Source organism: Pseudomonas sp. Z2-11 (assembly GCF_054161305.1).
Map to the genome: position 1 here is coordinate 2,830,294 of NZ_CP096395.1, position 15,709 is coordinate 2,846,002.

The window sequence follows — 15,709 nt, forward strand, 5'->3', positions numbered from 1 at the left end:
CCGCCGCACCGGATCAGCGCGGGTCGGCCAGACGCACGGCCAATGGCAGCCACATCGCCCACAACGATGCCAGGATCAACGCGGTGCCGGTTACGCCCAGCGGCAGCGTCACGCCAGCCAGCGGAGCGCCGGCACAATAGGCGAGAGGGCCACCAAGCATGCCGGCCAGGGCGCCACGCCAGACGGGGCTGCCTGCCCAGGCCAGGCTATGCCGCAAACCCGTGGCGAAGACCAGCCAGAGCAGGGCCAGCCACAAGGGCAAGGGACTCTCGTTGAACCCGAACAGGCCCAGGGCGCCGAGGCTCCCGTCCAACAGCATCCCGCTTGCCCCGACACGCAACAGTGCCTGGCACTCGCTTTTCGGATCGGGACACAACCCCAGGTGGACGCCTAACCCGGCGACGACCGCCAGCAGCCATGCGGGCTGTTGCGCACCCAATACACAGCCCCACCAGCCCAATTGCAGCCAGAGCGCATTGCCTATCAGCCAGCTGCGGCTCTTCATCCTTGCAGGTGTTCCTGCAAGGGCACCGGGCGAGCCGCTGGCGCAGCGAACAGCAGTTGCGCGACACCGATCGCGCGCTCCTGGAATCCGCCTTCGCAGTAGCACAGGTAGAACTCCCACAGGCGCTGGAACGTCTCGTCATAACCCAGCTCCAGCAAGGCCTGGCGCGATTGCCGGAAGTTGTCGTGCCAGTGCCGTAGCGTGCGCGCGTAGTGCTCGCCGAAGTCCTCCAGGTGCAACAGGTTGAGCGGCGTCTGGGAGCTGGCGGTCTGCAACAACACCGACAGCGAGGGCAACGCGCCCCCTGGAAAGATGTGGCGCTGGATGAAATCCACCGAGCGGCGGGCCTGCTCGTAGCGTTGGTCACGGATGGTGATGGCTTGCAACAGCATCAACCCGTCGTCCTTGAGCAGCGCGGCGCAGCAGCGGAAGTATTCGGGCAGGTAGCGATGGCCGACCGCTTCGATCATTTCGATCGACACCAGTTTGTCGAAGCGTCCCTCCAGGTCGCGGTAGTCCTTGCGCAGCACTTCGATGCGCTGTTGCAGGCCGAGCGCCTCGACACGTTGGCACGTGTGCGCGTACTGCTCCTCGGAAAGCGTCGTGGTGGTGACCCGACAGCCGTAGTGGATGGCGGCATGGATAGCCAGGCTGCCCCAACCGGTGCCGATCTCCAACAGATGGTCACCTGGGCGCAGGTCGAGCTTGCGACAAATGCGTTGGAGTTTGTTGATCTGCGCCTGTTCGAGGCTCTGGTCGGGATTTTCGAACATGGCCGCCGAATACATCATGGTCGGGTCGAGCAAGCGTTCGAACAGGCTGTTGCCCAAGTCGTAGTGGGCCATGATGTTGCGCCGCGAGCCTTTGCGACTGTTGCGGTTGAGCCAGTGCAATCCGCGCAGCAACGGCCGCCCCAGGCGAGCGAGGCCGCTGTCCATCGCGTCGAGCACGCTGAGATTGGCGACGAACAGGCGAGTGACGGTAGTCAAGTCATTGCTGCGCCAGTAACCCTGAATGTAAGCCTCGGCGGCACCGATCGAACCGTTGCCAGCGACCATGCCCCAAACGGCATTGTCGAGTATCTCGATGTCGGCCACCAATGGGCTGGTCGCGTCGCCGAAGCTCAGGGGCTCGCCCTCCAGCATCAGGCGCAGGTGGCCATGACGCAAACGGCGCAGTTGCGCGAGTACGGCCGGTTTGAACAGACCGCCGCTCAATGGGCAGGTACCGCCGGCCTTAGTGACGCTCAGGGTGGGTTCGGACATCGTCAGGATCCTCATGGACAGGTTCGCCGACACTCAGGTCGCCATGGCTGGCCTGGTGGTCGTGCAGGGGCGTGCGTTTGAAAAGCAGGCGCAGCGCCTGCCAGTAAATGGCGCTAACGGTGCGCAGGCTCATCCACGGGAAGGCCAGGAAATAACGACGCAATGCCGGTGCGTCCAGGGGCGCACGTTGCAAGGCAAGGTCGGCCTCGAACACCCTGTGGCCGGCACGCCAGTTCTCCATGCGTACGCGGATGCGGGTGTCCTGGATCAAAAAGCGCATGCGGTAATCCATGTCCCGTGGCAGGAAGGGTGAGACATGGAACGCCTTGGCGACCTGGAACGCATGGGGCTCGCCAGGGCTTACCGGCAACACATAATGGTGGCGCTCGCGCCAGGGGGTGTTGCGCACTTCGCAGAGAATTGCCGCCAGGCGCCCGTCGGCTTCGTGGCAGAAATAGAAGCTCACCGGGTTGAACGACAGGCCCCAGCTGCGCGGTTGGGTCAGCAGGTGGATCGCGCCTTTGGGAGCCGATCCCAGAGCCTGCTCGACGATCGTCCGCACCGCTTGGATCAGCGGAATACCTTCACGGGTCAGGGCCGGAAGGTAATCACGTTCTCGCCAGCACAACGGGGCCATGCGCCACGGGCGGAGCAAACGCGACAGGCCGAGCACCTGTTCCTGCTCGGCGAGGTCCAGGTAAAGCATGCCGATCGGGTAGCGAAACGCGTGCACCCGTGGCGTCTGGCGCCGGTGGCCGATCCAGCCGTGACACAGGCTGCTGTTCAAAGGGATTCTCCGAAATGCCGCGCCACGGCAAGCGCGCTGACCACGCCATCCTCATGAAAACCGTTGGCCCAGTAGGCACCGCAGAAATAGCTGCGCTGGCGTCCTTGCAGATCGCCCTGGCGTGCCTGTGCGGCCACGCCGGCGAGGCTGTATTGGGGATGGGCGTAGTCGAAGCGCGCGAGTATTTGGGTCGGGTCCACCGACTCGCTTTGGTTGAGGCTCACGCAAAACGTCACGGGGGCATCCAGGCCCTGGAGGATGTTCATGTTGTAGGTCAGCGCGGCCGGCGCCTCGGGCGGGCCGCCAAGCCGATAGTTCCAGCTCGCCCAAGCCTTCCGGCGCTGCGGCAACAGGCGGGTATCGGTATGCAGCAGCACCTCGTTGCGGGCGTAGGCCAGCGCACCGAGCACCTCGGCTTCAGCGACGCTGGGCGTTTCCAGCAAAGCCAGGGCCTGGTCGCTGTGGCAGGCGAATACCACCTTGTCGAACCGCTCGATACCACGACGGCTGTGCACGGTGACCCCATCGGCGTCGCGGCTTACCCGGCGCACCGGGCAATCGAGGTGGATATGCTCGCGAAAACCCGCGCACAACGGCTCGATATAGCCGCGCGAGCCGCCTTCGATCACCCGCCATTGCGGACGCTGATCAACCGACAGCAGGCCGTGGTTGTGACAGAAACGCAGGAAAAACTGCAGCGGGAATTCCATCATCCCAGCCGGTGACATCGACCAGATCGCCGACCCCATGGGTAGGATGTATTGCTCGATGAAACGTCGGCCGTAACCTTGCGCGTGCAGGTAATCTCCCAGCCGGGTCGAGGCATCGATGCGCTGCGCCAGCAGGTCTGCGGTCGCCTGCCGGTTGAACCTGAGGATATCCAGGAGCATGCCCCAGAACCCCGGCGACAGCAGGTTGCGTCGTTGGGCAAACAGGCTGCCCAGGGTGTGGCCCTTGTATTCCAGGCCGCTGGCCGGGTCGTGCACCGAAAAGCTCATCTCCGTCGGGCGCGAAGCCACGCCCAACTGGTCCATCAGGCGAATGAAGTTGGGGTAGGTCCAGTCGTTATACACGATGAAGCCGGTGTCCACGCCGTAGCGTTGGCCTGCCCATTCGACATCCACCGTATGGGTGTGCCCGCCGATCCGGTTGTCGGCTTCGAACAGGCTGACCTGATGCTGGCGAGACAACAGATAGGCGCAGGTGAGGCCCGAGATACCGCTGCCGATAATTGCGATGCGCATGCTTCAAGCCTCCCCGGATTTGCGCGCCAGGCGCCGGCCGAGCGCCAGCCGCCAGCGTGCGGGCAGATGCCCGAGCAGACGCATGACCACGATGAACAACCCCGGAAACGCGATTTCCAGAGGGCGGGCAGGCAGTCGCCGTGCGATGTGCCGGGCCGCGCGTTCGGCCGGCCAGCGCATGGGCATCGCGAAGTCATTGCGCTGGGTCAGCGGCGTATCAACGAATCCGGGGCTCACCAGCGTGACGTCGATGCCCTCGGCGGCCAGGTCGATGCGCAACGATTCAAACAGGTAGCGCAACGCGGCCTTGGATGCGCCGTAGGCACCGGCGCGCGGCAGGGCCAGCCAGGTCACTGCGCTGCACACCGCGACCAGATGCGGGTTCTGGCCTCGACGCAACAAGGGCAGGGCGGCTTCCAGGCAGTGGCAGGTGCCCAGCAGATTGGTATTGAGCACCCGTTCCACCAGGCGCGCGTCGAAGTGTCCCGGCTCCAGGTATTCGCACGTGCCGGCGTTGAGAATCACCTGATCGAGGGCGCCCCATTCCCGGTCGATGTGCTGGATGATCGCGACTACCTGATCCCGGTCGGTCAAGTCGCCCGGAAGCACCAGGACCTGATCCTGATAACGGTCGGCCAATGCTTGCAGCGGGCCGGCTTGCCGCGCGCTCAACGCCAGGCGATGACCTTGTTCAAGCAACACCTTCGCCAGTTCGGCACCGATGCCGCTGCTGGCGCCGGTCAGCCAGATGCGGCTCATGCCAGCCTCCGCTTGAGCCAGCGAATGAGCGGCCCGAACACGGGCAAGTGCTCGTAGAGCAGGGCGCCGGCATCAAAGAAGTCCCGGTGCGAATAGACCCGATCATTCCAGCGCAGGTAGCTGCAGCCGGGCAATTCGACCGGCGCGCCGGCGTTCAAACGTGGGTGCCGAAAGCGCAGGGTCCAGCGCAGGTAACCTTCGCCGGGAGCGATTTCGTCATATCCATGGAAGTCGTAGTGCAGATCGCTGACATTGGCGTAGAGCTGCGCGAAATATTCGCGCAGGGCAGGCAGGCCTTCGATCCGGTGCAACGGATCCTGGAACAGCACGTCGGCGCTGTAGAGCCTGTCGAGCTGGTCCAGGCGACTGGCGTCCAATGCGGCGAAGGCGTGGGCGAAACCCTTGAGGTATGCGGACATGTCAGGCTCCGAAAGTTGTACATAATATTGTTCATGTACAAGTTTTCGGAGCGTACTGCATGGATTGTACGAGTTAAAGCGTTTTGTATAAGTATTTTGCGATTTTGTACAATTTACTCAGGCGTGGCTGGATACCCAGCCGTTCAACGCCAACACGAGAAACTGAGCTCAAGGCGTTTGCGGCTCGACCGGTCTGAATGCACCGTTAAAGCGCTTTTATCTGCCCGTTTTTGCCCGCGCCGCCCTTGCTTGGCGCAGTTTTTCGCCTGCCAGTTTTTTCCTTCCCAGCCGCAATAAAAAGCCTCGTTTCGCAAATTCCCACCTACCAACACAATCGCCTCGACAGCTCGTTTCGAACAACAAGAAATCAGAACCCGAGGCGGCGCCATGCCGACCTGAACCAGACCCTCTGCCGGAAGTGCCCAGACATGCCCGTTGAAACCCTACTTATCGATACGCTTGTAATAGGCGCCGGCCAGGCCGGTGTCGCCATGAGTGAACATTTGAGCCGCCAGGGCGTGCCGCATCTGGTGGTGGAGCGCAACCGCATTGCCGAAGCCTGGCGCACGGCGCGCTGGGATTCGCTGGTTGCCAATGGCCCGGCCTGGCATGACCGCTTTCCAGGACTGGAGTTCGAAGGGCTCGATCCGGACGCCTTTGCTTCCAAGGACCAGGTGGCCGAGTACTTCGAAGCCTATGCGCGCAAATTCGACGCACCGATCCGAACCGGCGTGGAGGTGCGCAGCGTCGAGCGCAATGCCGGTCGACCGGGCTTCGCCATTGAAACGTCGGACGGCCGGATCGAGGCTACCAACGTGGTGGTCGCCACCGGGCCATTTCAGCGGCCCGTCATCCCGCCCATCGCGCCTGACATGGCTGCGGTGACGCAGATTCATTCGGCGCAATATCGCAACCCCGCGCAGTTGGCCGAAGGCGCCGTGCTGGTGGTCGGCGCCGGGTCGTCGGGGGTGCAGATCGCCGATGAATTGCAGCGCGCCGGCAAGCGGGTCTACCTCTCGGTGGGCGCCCATGATCGTCCGCCGCGGGCCTATCGCAACCGCGATTTCTGCTGGTGGCTGGGGGTGCTGGGCGAGTGGGACGCCGAAGCGGTCAAGCCAGGCAAGGAGCACGTGACCATCGCCGTGAGTGGCGCGCGGGGCGGGCAAACCGTGGATTTCCGGCGGCTGGCCCATGAGGGCATCACGCTGGTGGGACTGACCCGGGCGTTCAACGGCAGCACGGTGAGTTTCGAACCCAACCTCAATGAAAACATTGCCCGTGGCGATGAAAACTACCTGGCATTGCTTGACGCCGCCGATGCCTACATCGCGCGCAACGGCCTGGACCTGCCGCCCGAGCCCGAGGCACGTCGGCTATTGCCCGACCCGGAATGCATGACCCAGCCGATCCTGGAACTGGATCTGACCGAGGCGGGCATCAGCACCATCATCTGGGCCACCGGGTATTCGGTGGATTACAGCTGGCTGAAAGTCGATGCGTTCAAAGCCAACGGCAAGCCACGGCATCAGCGCGGGGTCTGCAGCGAGCCGGGCCTCTATTTTGTCGGCCTGCCATGGCTGTCGCGGCGGGGCTCGGCGTTCATCTGGGGCGTGTGGCACGACGCCCGGCACATCAGCGACCACATCATCAAGCAGCGCACGTATCTCGATTACCGGGATGCCTCCCAGCGCCAGTCGCAACCTTCGAAAACCAGCCTCATGGGAGTCCGTTGATGCCTACTCATACTCGCATCCGCATGTTCAACACCAAAGACACCTATCCGAACCAGACGCTGGACAACGACCTGTGCCAGGCGGTTCGCGCCGGCAATACCGTGTACGTGCGCGGTCAGGTCGGCACCGACTTCAACGGTCAACTGGTGGGCCTCGGCGACCCACGGGCCCAGGCCGAACAGGCCATGCGCAACGTCAAGCAACTGCTGGAGGAAGCCGGCAGCGACCTGAGCCATATCGTCAAGACCACCACCTACCTGATCGACCCGCGCTACCGCGAGCCGGTGTACCAGGAGGTCGGCAAATGGCTCAAGGGCGTGTTCCCGATTTCCACCGGGCTGGTGGTCAGCGCCCTCGGCCAGCCGCAGTGGCTGATGGAAATCGACGTGATTGCGGTCATTCCCGAATAAGGAGCACGACATGACGTTTTCCATCGTCGGGCGCTGCGCCGAGACCGGCCAGCTGGGCATCGCCATCAGCTCATCGAGCATCGCCGTCGGCGCCCGTTGCCCCTGGCTGCGGGCCGGTGCCGGTGCCGTGTCGAGCCAGAACATCACCTTGCCGGCCCTGGGGCCGCTGATTCTTGATGAACTGGCCGCCGGCCAGACGGCGCAAGAGGCGCTGGATCATGCCTTGGCGCGTAACGGCTATAGCGAATATCGCCAGGTCGCGGTGGTGGATGCCCAGGGACGTACGGCAGTCTTCAGCGGTCGCCACGCCTTGGGTATTCACGGCGCCCAGACAGGTGAGCAGTGTGTAGCGGCCGGCAATCTGCTGGCGAGCGACGGAGTCATCGCGGCCATGGTCGCGGCGTTCGAGCAGGGCGAGGGCAGTCTCGCGTCACGCCTGCTTGGGGCGTTGCAGGCTGGGCAGGCCGCAGGTGGAGAGGCCGGTGCGGTGCATTCGGCAGCGCTGTCGGTGGTGGATGACCTGACCTGGCCCATCGTCGATCTGCGGGTGGACTGGGCCGACGAGAATCCCATCGGCGAACTGGAAAAACTCTGGCTCGCCTATCAACCGCAACTGCAGGACTACCTGACCCGCGCGCTCAACCCGACCCTGGCGCCGAGCTACGGGGTGCCGGGCGATGAGTGAGTTGCGCAGTCGCGCACTGCTCGCCGAGCTGGTGGGCTTTGCCACGGTCAGTCGTGATTCGAACCTGGCGCTGATCGAGTTCGTGGGCGATTACCTGCAAGGTCTGGGAGTAAGCAGCGAGCTGATCTACAACGCCGAGCGCACCAAGGCCAACCTGTTGGCGAGCATCGGCCCGTCGGTGCCTGGCGGTGTGGTGTTGTCCGGGCATACCGACGTGGTGCCGGTGGACGGCCAGGCCTGGACGGTTGATCCGTTCTGCCTGAGCGAGATGGACGGCAAGCTGTTCGGGCGCGGTACGGCGGACATGAAAGGCTACCTGGCCTCGGTGCTGGCGGCGGTGCCGACATTCCTGTCCAGCCCGCTCAGACGGCCGCTGCACCTGGCGTTTTCCTATGACGAAGAAGTTGGGTGCCTGGGCGTGCGCAGTCTGCTGGAGGTGCTGCCGCAACGCATCCCGCAACCGGCCTTGTGCCTGATCGGTGAGCCCACCGAGCTGCAACCGGTGCTCGGTCATAAAGGCAAATTGGCGATGCGTTGCCACGTCCGAGGCGCACCGTGTCACTCGGCCTACGCGCCTTATGGAGTCAACGCCATCGAGCAGGCGGCGCGCCTGATCGGTCGCCTGGGAGAGATCGGTGCAGAGCTGGCCGAACCGTCGCGACACGATGGGCGCTTTGATCCGGCTTACTCGACCGTGCAGGTCGGCGTGATCCAGGGCGGGACCGCATTGAACATCGTTCCGGCCGACTGCCGCTTCGATTTCGAGGTGCGCGCCTTGCCGGATTTTGCCCCGCAGGGGGTGGTCGAGAAATTGCAGGATTACGCCGAACAGGCGCTGCTGCCGAGGATGCGCGCGGTTAGCGCCGACACCGCGATTCGTTTCGAACACCTGTCCGCCTACCCGGGCCTGGCGACTGCACCGGACAGCGAAGCCGCGCGTCTCATAGCCCGGCTGTGCGGCAGCGAGGCCTTCGGCACCGTGGCGTTCGGCACCGAAGGTGGGCTGTTTGATCAGGCCGGTATCCCGACGGTGGTTTGCGGGCCCGGCAGCATGGACCAGGGGCACAAGCCCGACGAATACGTGAGCGTTGAGCAAATGGCTGCTTGCGACCGGTTGATGGACCGCCTGGCGATTTACCTCAGCGAACCCAATGACGTTTGATCCAAGGAATTACCCGTGAACGAATTTAATGACTGGAAGGCTCGGGCCGCCCAACTGCGTCTGCGTGACAAGGCGCTGATTGACGGCGTACCGCACGAAGCTATCGGCGGTGGACGGTTCGAGGTGATCAACCCGGCCAATGGCGCGCTGCTGGCGACGGTCGCCGCCTGCGCCGAGGCGGACGTCGACCTTGCGGTACTCAGTGCGCGCAAGGCATTCGAGCAAGGCCCTTGGACGCGCATGGCGCCGAGCGAGCGCAAAGCGGTGCTTCTGCGTCTATCGCAACTGATGCTCGCCCATCGCGAGGAATTGGCGCTGCTCGACTCCGTGAGTATGGGCAAGCCGGTGATGGACGCGTGGAATATCGATGTGCCTGGCGCCGCCCATGTGTTCGCCTGGTATGGCGAAAGCGTCGACAAACTCTACGATCAGGTCGCCCCCTCGGCGTCGAATGTCCTGGCCACGATTACCCGCGTGCCGCTTGGCGTGATCGCGGCGGTGGTGCCATGGAATTTTCCGTTGGACATGGCCGGCTGGAAGCTTGCGCCGGCTCTGGCGGCGGGCAATAGCGTGGTGCTCAAGCCCGCCGAGCAGTCACCTTTTTCGGCCTTGCGCCTGGCTGAACTGGCCCTGGAAGCGGGTGTACCGCCGGGCGTGTTCAACGTTGTACCCGGGCTGGGCGAGCAGGCGGGCAGGGCGCTCGGCTTGCATCCTGACGTGGATTCTCTGGTGTTCACCGGCTCCACTGAGGTCGGCAAGTGCTTCATGCAGTACTCGGCGCAATCAAACCTCAAGCAAGTCTGGCTGGAGTGCGGTGGCAAGAGCCCGAACCTGGTATTCGCCGATTGCCAGGACCTGGATCTGGCGGCGCAAAAAGCCGCGTTCGGAATCTTTTTCAACCAGGGCGAAGTCTGTTCGGCCAATTCGCGGCTGCTGGTAGAGCGGTCGATTCACGACGAATTCGTCGAACGCCTGATCGATCAGGCGCGGCACTGGCAGCCCGGCAACCCTCTCGATCCGGCTAGCCGCGCCGGAGCCATTGTCGATGCGCGCCAGACCGCGCGAATCATGCAGTACATCCAGCAGGCCCAGGCTGATGGGGCAAAGCTGGTTTGCGGCGGACGCCAGTTGAGCATCGACGGCTCGCGCAATTTCATTGAGCCGACAATTTTTACCCACGTGCAACCCGCCATGCAGCTGGCCCAGGAGGAAGTGTTCGGGCCGGTGCTGGCGATCAGCGTATTCGATGACGAAGAGCAGGCCATCGCCCTGGCCAACCAACATATCTATGGGCTGGCAGCCTCGGTGTGGACCGACGATCTGAACCGCGCCCATCGCGTAGCGCGACGCTTGAACGCCGGCACTGTTTCGGTGAACACGGTGGATGCGCTGGACGTCAGCGTGCCCTTTGGCGGCGGCAAACAGTCGGGCTTTGGCCGTGATCTGTCGTTGCATGCTTTCGACAAGTACACGCAACTCAAGACCACCTGGATCCAGTTGCGCGATTGACCGCACCCAGGTCTCCAGCGCAATCGATTTGTTCTTCCTAAAAACAACAAAACGGAGCAACCGATGGACAGTTCCTCGAGCGTGCCGCTACACACCGTTACTCCCGCCGTGACCGGCCCGCGCAAACGGCTGGGCCTGAGCGCCCTGCTGGCGGTGGCCGTGGGCCTGGTTGTTTCCCAAGGCGTCATGGTGCTGATGTTGCAGGGCGCCGGGATCGCCGGCTTGGGGTTTGTGATCCCGTTGACCCTGGCCTGGCTGCTGGCCCTGAGTTACGCCTGCTCGTTTTCCGAACTGGCGCTGATGATCCCTCGCGCTGGCAGCCTGAGCAGCTACACCGAAGTCGCCATCGGCCAGTTCCCGGCCATTCTGGCGACCTTCTCCGGGTATGTGGTGGTGGCGATGTTTGCTTTGTCGGCAGAGCTGCTGCTGATGGAGTTCATCATTGACAAGGTCTACCCGCATTCGATGCCGCCGCTGAGTGTCGCGCTTGGCGTTTTATGTCTGTTCACCGTGCTCAACCTGTTCAACATCGACATTTTCTCGCGGCTGCAGACCGTTCTGGCGCTGGTCATGACCGTGATGTTGTTGGTGATGGGGCTCGGCGCCCTGACAAGTGACGGTGCCAGCAGCGTGTCTACGCTGGTCGCGCCTTCCGGCTGGAACCCCATGGGCCTCGGGGTAATTGCCCTGGCGGCGATGGCGGTGTGGGGCTTCGTCGGGGCGGAGTTCGTCTGTCCGCTGGTGGAGGATACGCGGCGTCCGGAGCGCAACATTCCTGCTTCGATGATGATCGGCCTCACCGTGATCTTCGTCGTCATTTGCTTGTACTGCCTGGGGGCGCTGCTCACTGTTCCCCAGGCTGAGCTGGCCAGTAACGGGCTGCCACATTACCTGTTCGCGACCACCGTTTTCGGCGAGGCTGGACAGGTGTTCCTGGTGACCGCCGCCATCACTGCGACGTGCAGCACGCTCAACAGTTCACTTGCCGCCATCCCACGTATGTTGCTGGGCATGGCCCGTAGCGGCCAGGCGTTCGGCGTCTTCAAGCGCCAGGGCAAACGCAGCGGCGCGCCCTGGGTCGCGGTGCTGTTCGTGGCGCTGGTCACCGGTTTGCCGCTGTTGCTGATGCACGACAGCCCCGACGCCATCAACCTTCTGCTGCTGGCTGCCGCCCTGGCCTGGCTGCTGGCTTACATCATTACCCACATCAACGTGATTGCCCTTCGCCGTCGGTATCCCGATGCGCATCGGCCGTTCCGTACGCCGTTTTACCCGCTGCCCCAGCTGTTCGGCATCGCCGGCATGCTCTTCGCCATCTGGCACGTATCTCCCAGCCCCGAGATGACGATTCCGATCTTTACCAGCGCCGGCGTGGTGCTGGGCATCGTTTCGTTGATCGCGGTGGTTTGGATCAAGTGCGTGATGGGCAAACCACTGTTTAAGCCCGAGCCGTTGGCATCTGCCCAAGGCATCGCAACCGACAAGATCAACAAGCAAGGAGACCTTCAATGAACGCGCCACTGAACCCAACCCGCAGCACCCGCGAATATCAGGCGCTGGATGCGGCGCACCACATTCACGCGTTTCTCGACCAGAAAGCCCTCAATGCCGAAGGGCCTCGGGTGATCGTCCGCGGTGAAGGCCTGGCGCTTTGGGACAACGACGGCAAGCGTTACCTGGACGGCATGTCGGGCCTTTGGTGCACCAACCTCGGGTACGGCCGCAAGGACCTGGCGACCGCGGCCAGCCGTCAGTTGGAGCAATTGCCGTACTACAACATGTTCTTCCACACCACCCATCCGGCGGTGGTGGAACTGTCCGAGTTGCTGTTCAGCCTGCTGCCGGATCACTACAGCCACGCCATCTACACCAACTCCGGCTCCGAGGCCAACGAGGTGCTGATTCGGACCGTGCGCCGTTACTGGCAGATTCTTGGCAAGTCGCAGAAAAAAATCATGATCGGTCGCTGGAATGGCTATCACGGTTCGACCCTGGGCGCCTCGGCCCTGGGCGGCATGAAATTCATGCACGAAATGGGCGGGGTGATTCCGGATGTGGCGCATATCGATGAGCCTTACTGGTTCGCTCATGAAGGTAACCTGACGCCCGCCGAATTCGGCCTGCGCGCGGCCCGGCAGCTGGAAGAAAAAATCCTTGAGCTGGGCGCCGAAAATGTCGCGGCGTTCGTGGCCGAACCGTTCCAGGGCGCCGGCGGGATGATCTTTCCGCCAGAAAGCTACTGGCCGGAAATCCAGCGCATCTGTCGTCAATACGATGTGCTGTTGTGCGCCGACGAGGTGATCGGCGGCTTCGGTCGAACCGGCGAATGGTTTGCCCATGAATACTTCGGCTTCCAGCCCGACACCTTGTCCATCGCCAAGGGCCTCACCAGCGGCTACATCCCCATGGGCGGCCTGATCCTGTCCAGACGCATGGCCGAGGTGCTGGTCGAGCAGGGCGGGGTGTTTGCCCACGGCTTGACCTATTCCGGGCACCCGGTGGCGGCGGCGGTGGCGATAGCCAACCTCAAGGCCCTGCGCGACGAAGGCATCGTTGCCCAGGTCAAGGAAGACACCGGCCCGTACTTGCAGCGTTGTTTGCGGGAAATCTTCGATGGCCATCCGCTGATTGGCGAGATCCAGGGCGCCGGCCTGGTCGCCGCCCTGCAACTGGCCGAAGACAAGGCCAGCCGCAAGCGCTTCGCCAATGAAAACGAAATGGCCTGGCAATGTCGCACCTTCGGTTTCGAGGAAGGCCTGATCATCCGCTCCACCCTGGGCCGGATGATCATGGCGCCGGCGCTGGTGGCCAGCCATGCCGACATCAATGAACTGGTCGACAAGACCCGTATTGCTGTAGACCGCACCGCCCGCGCTTACGGTCGCCTCTGAGCCCCGTCGCCGGCTCGTGCGGGCGAGCCGGCATTTTCGAGGAACCGCTTCATGTCCATATCCTTGCGTTGCAACATTGCGTGTGCCCTGGCGTTGCTGAGCAGCAGCGTCCTGGCCGCGTCACCAAGCCTGACCGTGATCTCATTCGGCGGCGCCACCAAGTTGGCCCAGGACAAGGCCTACTTCCAACCCTTCAACGCCAGCGGTGCAGGAAACATCGTCGCCGGCGAATATAACGGCGAGCTGTCGAAGATCAAGGCCATGGTCGCGGCCGGGCACACCAGTTGGGATGTGGTCGAGGTGGAAAGTCCCGAGCTGCTGCGCGGTTGTGAGGAAGGTCTGTTCGAAAAACTCGACCCGGCGGCGATCGGAAAAGCTGCGGATTTTGTTCCGGGTGCGCTTACTGAATGCGGCGTGGCGACGTATGTCTGGTCGATGGTCCTGGCCTACGACCAGGGCAAACTCGCCAAGGCGCCCCAATCCTGGGCGGATTTCTGGAACGTGAGCGAGTACCCGGGTAAACGCGGATTGCGCAAGGGTGCCAAGTACACCCTGGAAATCGCCTTGCTGGCGGATGGCGTCAAGGCCGCGGACCTGTACAAGGTGCTGAACACGCCGGAAGGGGTGACACGTGCTTTCGCCAAGCTCGACCAGATCAAGCCGAACATCCAGTGGTGGGAGGCGGGTGCGCAGCCGGCGCAATGGCTGGTGGCCGGGGACGTTGCCATGAGCGCCGCCTACAACGGACGCATCGCCTCGGCACAGAAGGAAGGCATGAAACTGAGCATCGTCTGGCCGCAAAGCCTGTATGACCCAGAGTACTGGGCGGTGGTCAAAGGTACGCCGAACAAGGCCCTGGCCGAGAAATTCATTGCCTTTGCCAGCCAGCCGCAGACGCAGAAAGTCTTCTCGGAAAACATTCCCTACGGACCGGTGCATCGCCAGACGCTGGCCTTGCTGCCCGCCGAAATACGCGAGCAACTGCCCACCGCCGAGGCCAACCTGGCGCAAGCGCGAGCGGTGGATGCCGAGTTCTGGGTGGACCATGGTGAAGAGCTTGAGCAGCGCTTCAATGCCTGGGCGGCTCGCTAGGCACTGACACCCCTGGCGAACCGCTCTTGTGGCGAGGGAGCTTGCTCCCGCTGGGGTGCGCAGCAGCCCCTTTGTTTGAGCCTGTGGTGTAACAGGTGGACCCTGTCAGGCTTTTTTGGGGCTGCTGCGCAGCCCAGCGGGAGCAAGCTCCCTCGCCACGCAAGGGTGGGCTACGCCAGCCACTCGCCGAACTGCTCCTTGCAATAATCCACGAACAGCTGCGCCGGCTTGGTCAAGTGCGCGCGCTTGAGCCAGCCGGCCACCAGCGCTGAACCTGTCACGTCCTCGGCGATGTTGACGCACACCACTCGCTGCCCGTCGTAGGTGCAGCTCGATTGCGGCCGCGTAACCAGCACGGCGAAGCCGAATCCCTGACCGACCATGCCGCGCACCATCTCGATGGAGGGCGAACTGAAGACAATGTTCGGCGTCAGGCCCAGTTCTTCGAAGATACTCACGAAATAGGTCCGGCTGGGCTGCACGTCCAACAGGATCATCGGTTCGAGCGCCAGGTCCCGCAATGACACCTGGCCCTGATCGGCGAAGCGATGCCCCTCCGGCAGCAACGCATAGGGCCGCTGCGGCGCGGTGAGCGCTTCGGTTTCGATGGTGCTGTCGAGATCGTGCTCATAAAAAATCGCCAGGTCGAAACGTCCCCCCGTCAGGCCCTGGACCAGCTCCTGCTGTTCGCCATCCTGTACGCGGATTTCCACCCCGGGAAAACGCTCTCGGAACCCGGCGATCAGCCGTGGCAAGTAGAGCGGGGCGACGGTCTCGAAGCAGCCGATGTCGATCTGCCCGCTGACCACATCGTTGTCCGCCAGCGCGTTCTGTTCGAACTCCCGGGCCATGCGCAGTAGTTCCTGGGCCTTGCGATAGAAACGCGCACCGGCGGGCGTCAGTGAGACGCCCTGGGCGTGATGGCGGATCAGCAATTGCACGCCGAAACTGTCCTCCAGGCCTTTTACCGCCGTGGCAATCGATGGCTGGGCGATGTACAGCTTGCGCGAGGCTTCGGCGACGCTGCCGCATTCCACGGTGGTCACGAAGTACTTCAACTGACGCAGGGAGTAGGACGCCACAACACACCTCGATCCGGATTTTTGCCTACCTTACCGTGTGTCGCTCATGCAGGGCGATGGACGTTGCAACGGATTTTGCTGGGCAGTGGCGATATCCAGGCTGGCTTGCCGCGCGGGTAGAAAAAACGCCCGCCGAAACAAACTTGGCAGGCGTCTGGGAAAGACC

Annotated in this window: 15 protein-coding genes; 8 read left to right on the forward strand and 7 right to left on the reverse strand. The window is 63.3% G+C overall.

The window, feature by feature from the left end; all coding sequences use genetic code 11:
- Nucleotides 1–13: 13 nt before the first annotated feature.
- Genes M1E16_RS12580 through M1E16_RS12605 form a run of 6 tightly spaced genes read right to left on the reverse strand, consistent with a single transcriptional unit; the run spans nucleotide 14 to nucleotide 4,979 of the window.
- Complete coding sequence (locus M1E16_RS12580; protein ID WP_458130112.1) at nucleotides 14–505, reverse strand: DUF2878 domain-containing protein; 492 nt, start codon at nucleotides 503–505, stop codon at nucleotides 14–16.
- Complete coding sequence (locus M1E16_RS12585; protein ID WP_458130113.1) at nucleotides 502–1,770, reverse strand: class I SAM-dependent methyltransferase; 1,269 nt, start codon at nucleotides 1,768–1,770, stop codon at nucleotides 502–504. Before M1E16_RS12585 ends, M1E16_RS12580 begins: the two co-directional genes overlap by 4 nt.
- Nucleotides 1,742–2,557: a DUF1365 domain-containing protein gene (locus tag M1E16_RS12590; RefSeq protein WP_458130114.1), complete on the reverse strand. Its 816-nt coding sequence runs from the start codon at nucleotides 2,555–2,557 to the stop codon at nucleotides 1,742–1,744. The genes M1E16_RS12585 and M1E16_RS12590 overlap by 29 nt, the downstream gene beginning before the upstream one ends.
- Complete coding sequence (locus M1E16_RS12595) at nucleotides 2,554–3,801, reverse strand: NAD(P)/FAD-dependent oxidoreductase (RefSeq protein ID WP_458130115.1); 1,248 nt, start codon at nucleotides 3,799–3,801, stop codon at nucleotides 2,554–2,556. Before M1E16_RS12595 ends, M1E16_RS12590 begins: the two co-directional genes overlap by 4 nt.
- A gap of 3 nt (nucleotides 3,802–3,804) precedes the next feature.
- Complete coding sequence (locus M1E16_RS12600; RefSeq protein ID WP_458130116.1) at nucleotides 3,805–4,560, reverse strand: SDR family NAD(P)-dependent oxidoreductase; 756 nt, start codon at nucleotides 4,558–4,560, stop codon at nucleotides 3,805–3,807.
- Entirely contained in the window at nucleotides 4,557–4,979 is a 423-nt protein-coding gene (locus tag M1E16_RS12605; RefSeq protein WP_458130117.1) for a nuclear transport factor 2 family protein, read from the reverse strand. Before M1E16_RS12605 ends, M1E16_RS12600 begins: the two co-directional genes overlap by 4 nt.
- A 428-nt stretch (nucleotides 4,980–5,407) precedes the next feature.
- Between M1E16_RS12605 and M1E16_RS12610 the strand changes: the two genes are divergently transcribed.
- The 8 genes from M1E16_RS12610 to M1E16_RS12645 all read left to right on the forward strand — a co-directional run bounded on the left by M1E16_RS12610 (nucleotide 5,408) and on the right by M1E16_RS12645 (nucleotide 14,461).
- A complete protein-coding gene (locus tag M1E16_RS12610) occupies nucleotides 5,408–6,712 on the forward strand; it encodes a flavin-containing monooxygenase (protein ID WP_458130118.1) in 1,305 nt (434 codons plus the stop codon).
- Nucleotides 6,712–7,122 carry a RidA family protein gene (locus M1E16_RS12615; protein ID WP_003201555.1) on the forward strand — a complete coding sequence of 137 codons (411 nt, stop codon included), beginning with the start codon at nucleotides 6,712–6,714 and terminating at the stop codon, nucleotides 7,120–7,122. Before M1E16_RS12610 ends, M1E16_RS12615 begins: the two co-directional genes overlap by 1 nt.
- Before the next feature lie 10 nt (nucleotides 7,123–7,132).
- The gene (locus M1E16_RS12620) at nucleotides 7,133–7,807 is read left to right on the forward strand and encodes a DUF1028 domain-containing protein (RefSeq protein ID WP_458130119.1); all 675 of its coding nucleotides are present in this window, start codon (nucleotides 7,133–7,135) and stop codon (nucleotides 7,805–7,807) included.
- Nucleotides 7,800–8,969 (forward strand): acetylornithine deacetylase, encoded by a 1,170-nt coding sequence (gene argE, locus M1E16_RS12625; protein WP_458130120.1) that lies wholly within the window; start codon nucleotides 7,800–7,802, stop codon nucleotides 8,967–8,969. The genes M1E16_RS12620 and argE overlap by 8 nt, the downstream gene beginning before the upstream one ends.
- Nucleotides 8,970–8,984: 15 nt before the next feature.
- Nucleotides 8,985–10,478: an aldehyde dehydrogenase gene (locus M1E16_RS12630; protein ID WP_458130121.1), complete on the forward strand. Its 1,494-nt coding sequence runs from the start codon at nucleotides 8,985–8,987 to the stop codon at nucleotides 10,476–10,478.
- A 63-nt stretch (nucleotides 10,479–10,541) separates the two neighbouring features.
- A complete protein-coding gene (locus M1E16_RS12635) occupies nucleotides 10,542–11,990 on the forward strand; it encodes an APC family permease (protein WP_458130122.1) in 1,449 nt (482 codons plus the stop codon).
- Nucleotides 11,987–13,369, forward strand: a complete 1,383-nt coding sequence (locus M1E16_RS12640; RefSeq protein WP_458130123.1) for an aspartate aminotransferase family protein — start codon at nucleotides 11,987–11,989, stop codon at nucleotides 13,367–13,369. Before M1E16_RS12635 ends, M1E16_RS12640 begins: the two co-directional genes overlap by 4 nt.
- A 51-nt stretch (nucleotides 13,370–13,420) precedes the next feature.
- Nucleotides 13,421–14,461 (forward strand): ABC transporter substrate-binding protein, encoded by a 1,041-nt coding sequence (locus M1E16_RS12645; RefSeq protein ID WP_458130124.1) that lies wholly within the window; start codon nucleotides 13,421–13,423, stop codon nucleotides 14,459–14,461.
- A 170-nt stretch (nucleotides 14,462–14,631) separates the two neighbouring features.
- Here M1E16_RS12645 and M1E16_RS12650 read toward each other — a convergent pair whose 3' ends face one another.
- Nucleotides 14,632–15,543 carry a LysR family transcriptional regulator gene (locus M1E16_RS12650; protein WP_434568588.1) on the reverse strand — a complete coding sequence of 304 codons (912 nt, stop codon included), beginning with the start codon at nucleotides 15,541–15,543 and terminating at the stop codon, nucleotides 14,632–14,634.
- Between the last annotated feature and the right edge of the window lie 166 nt (nucleotides 15,544–15,709).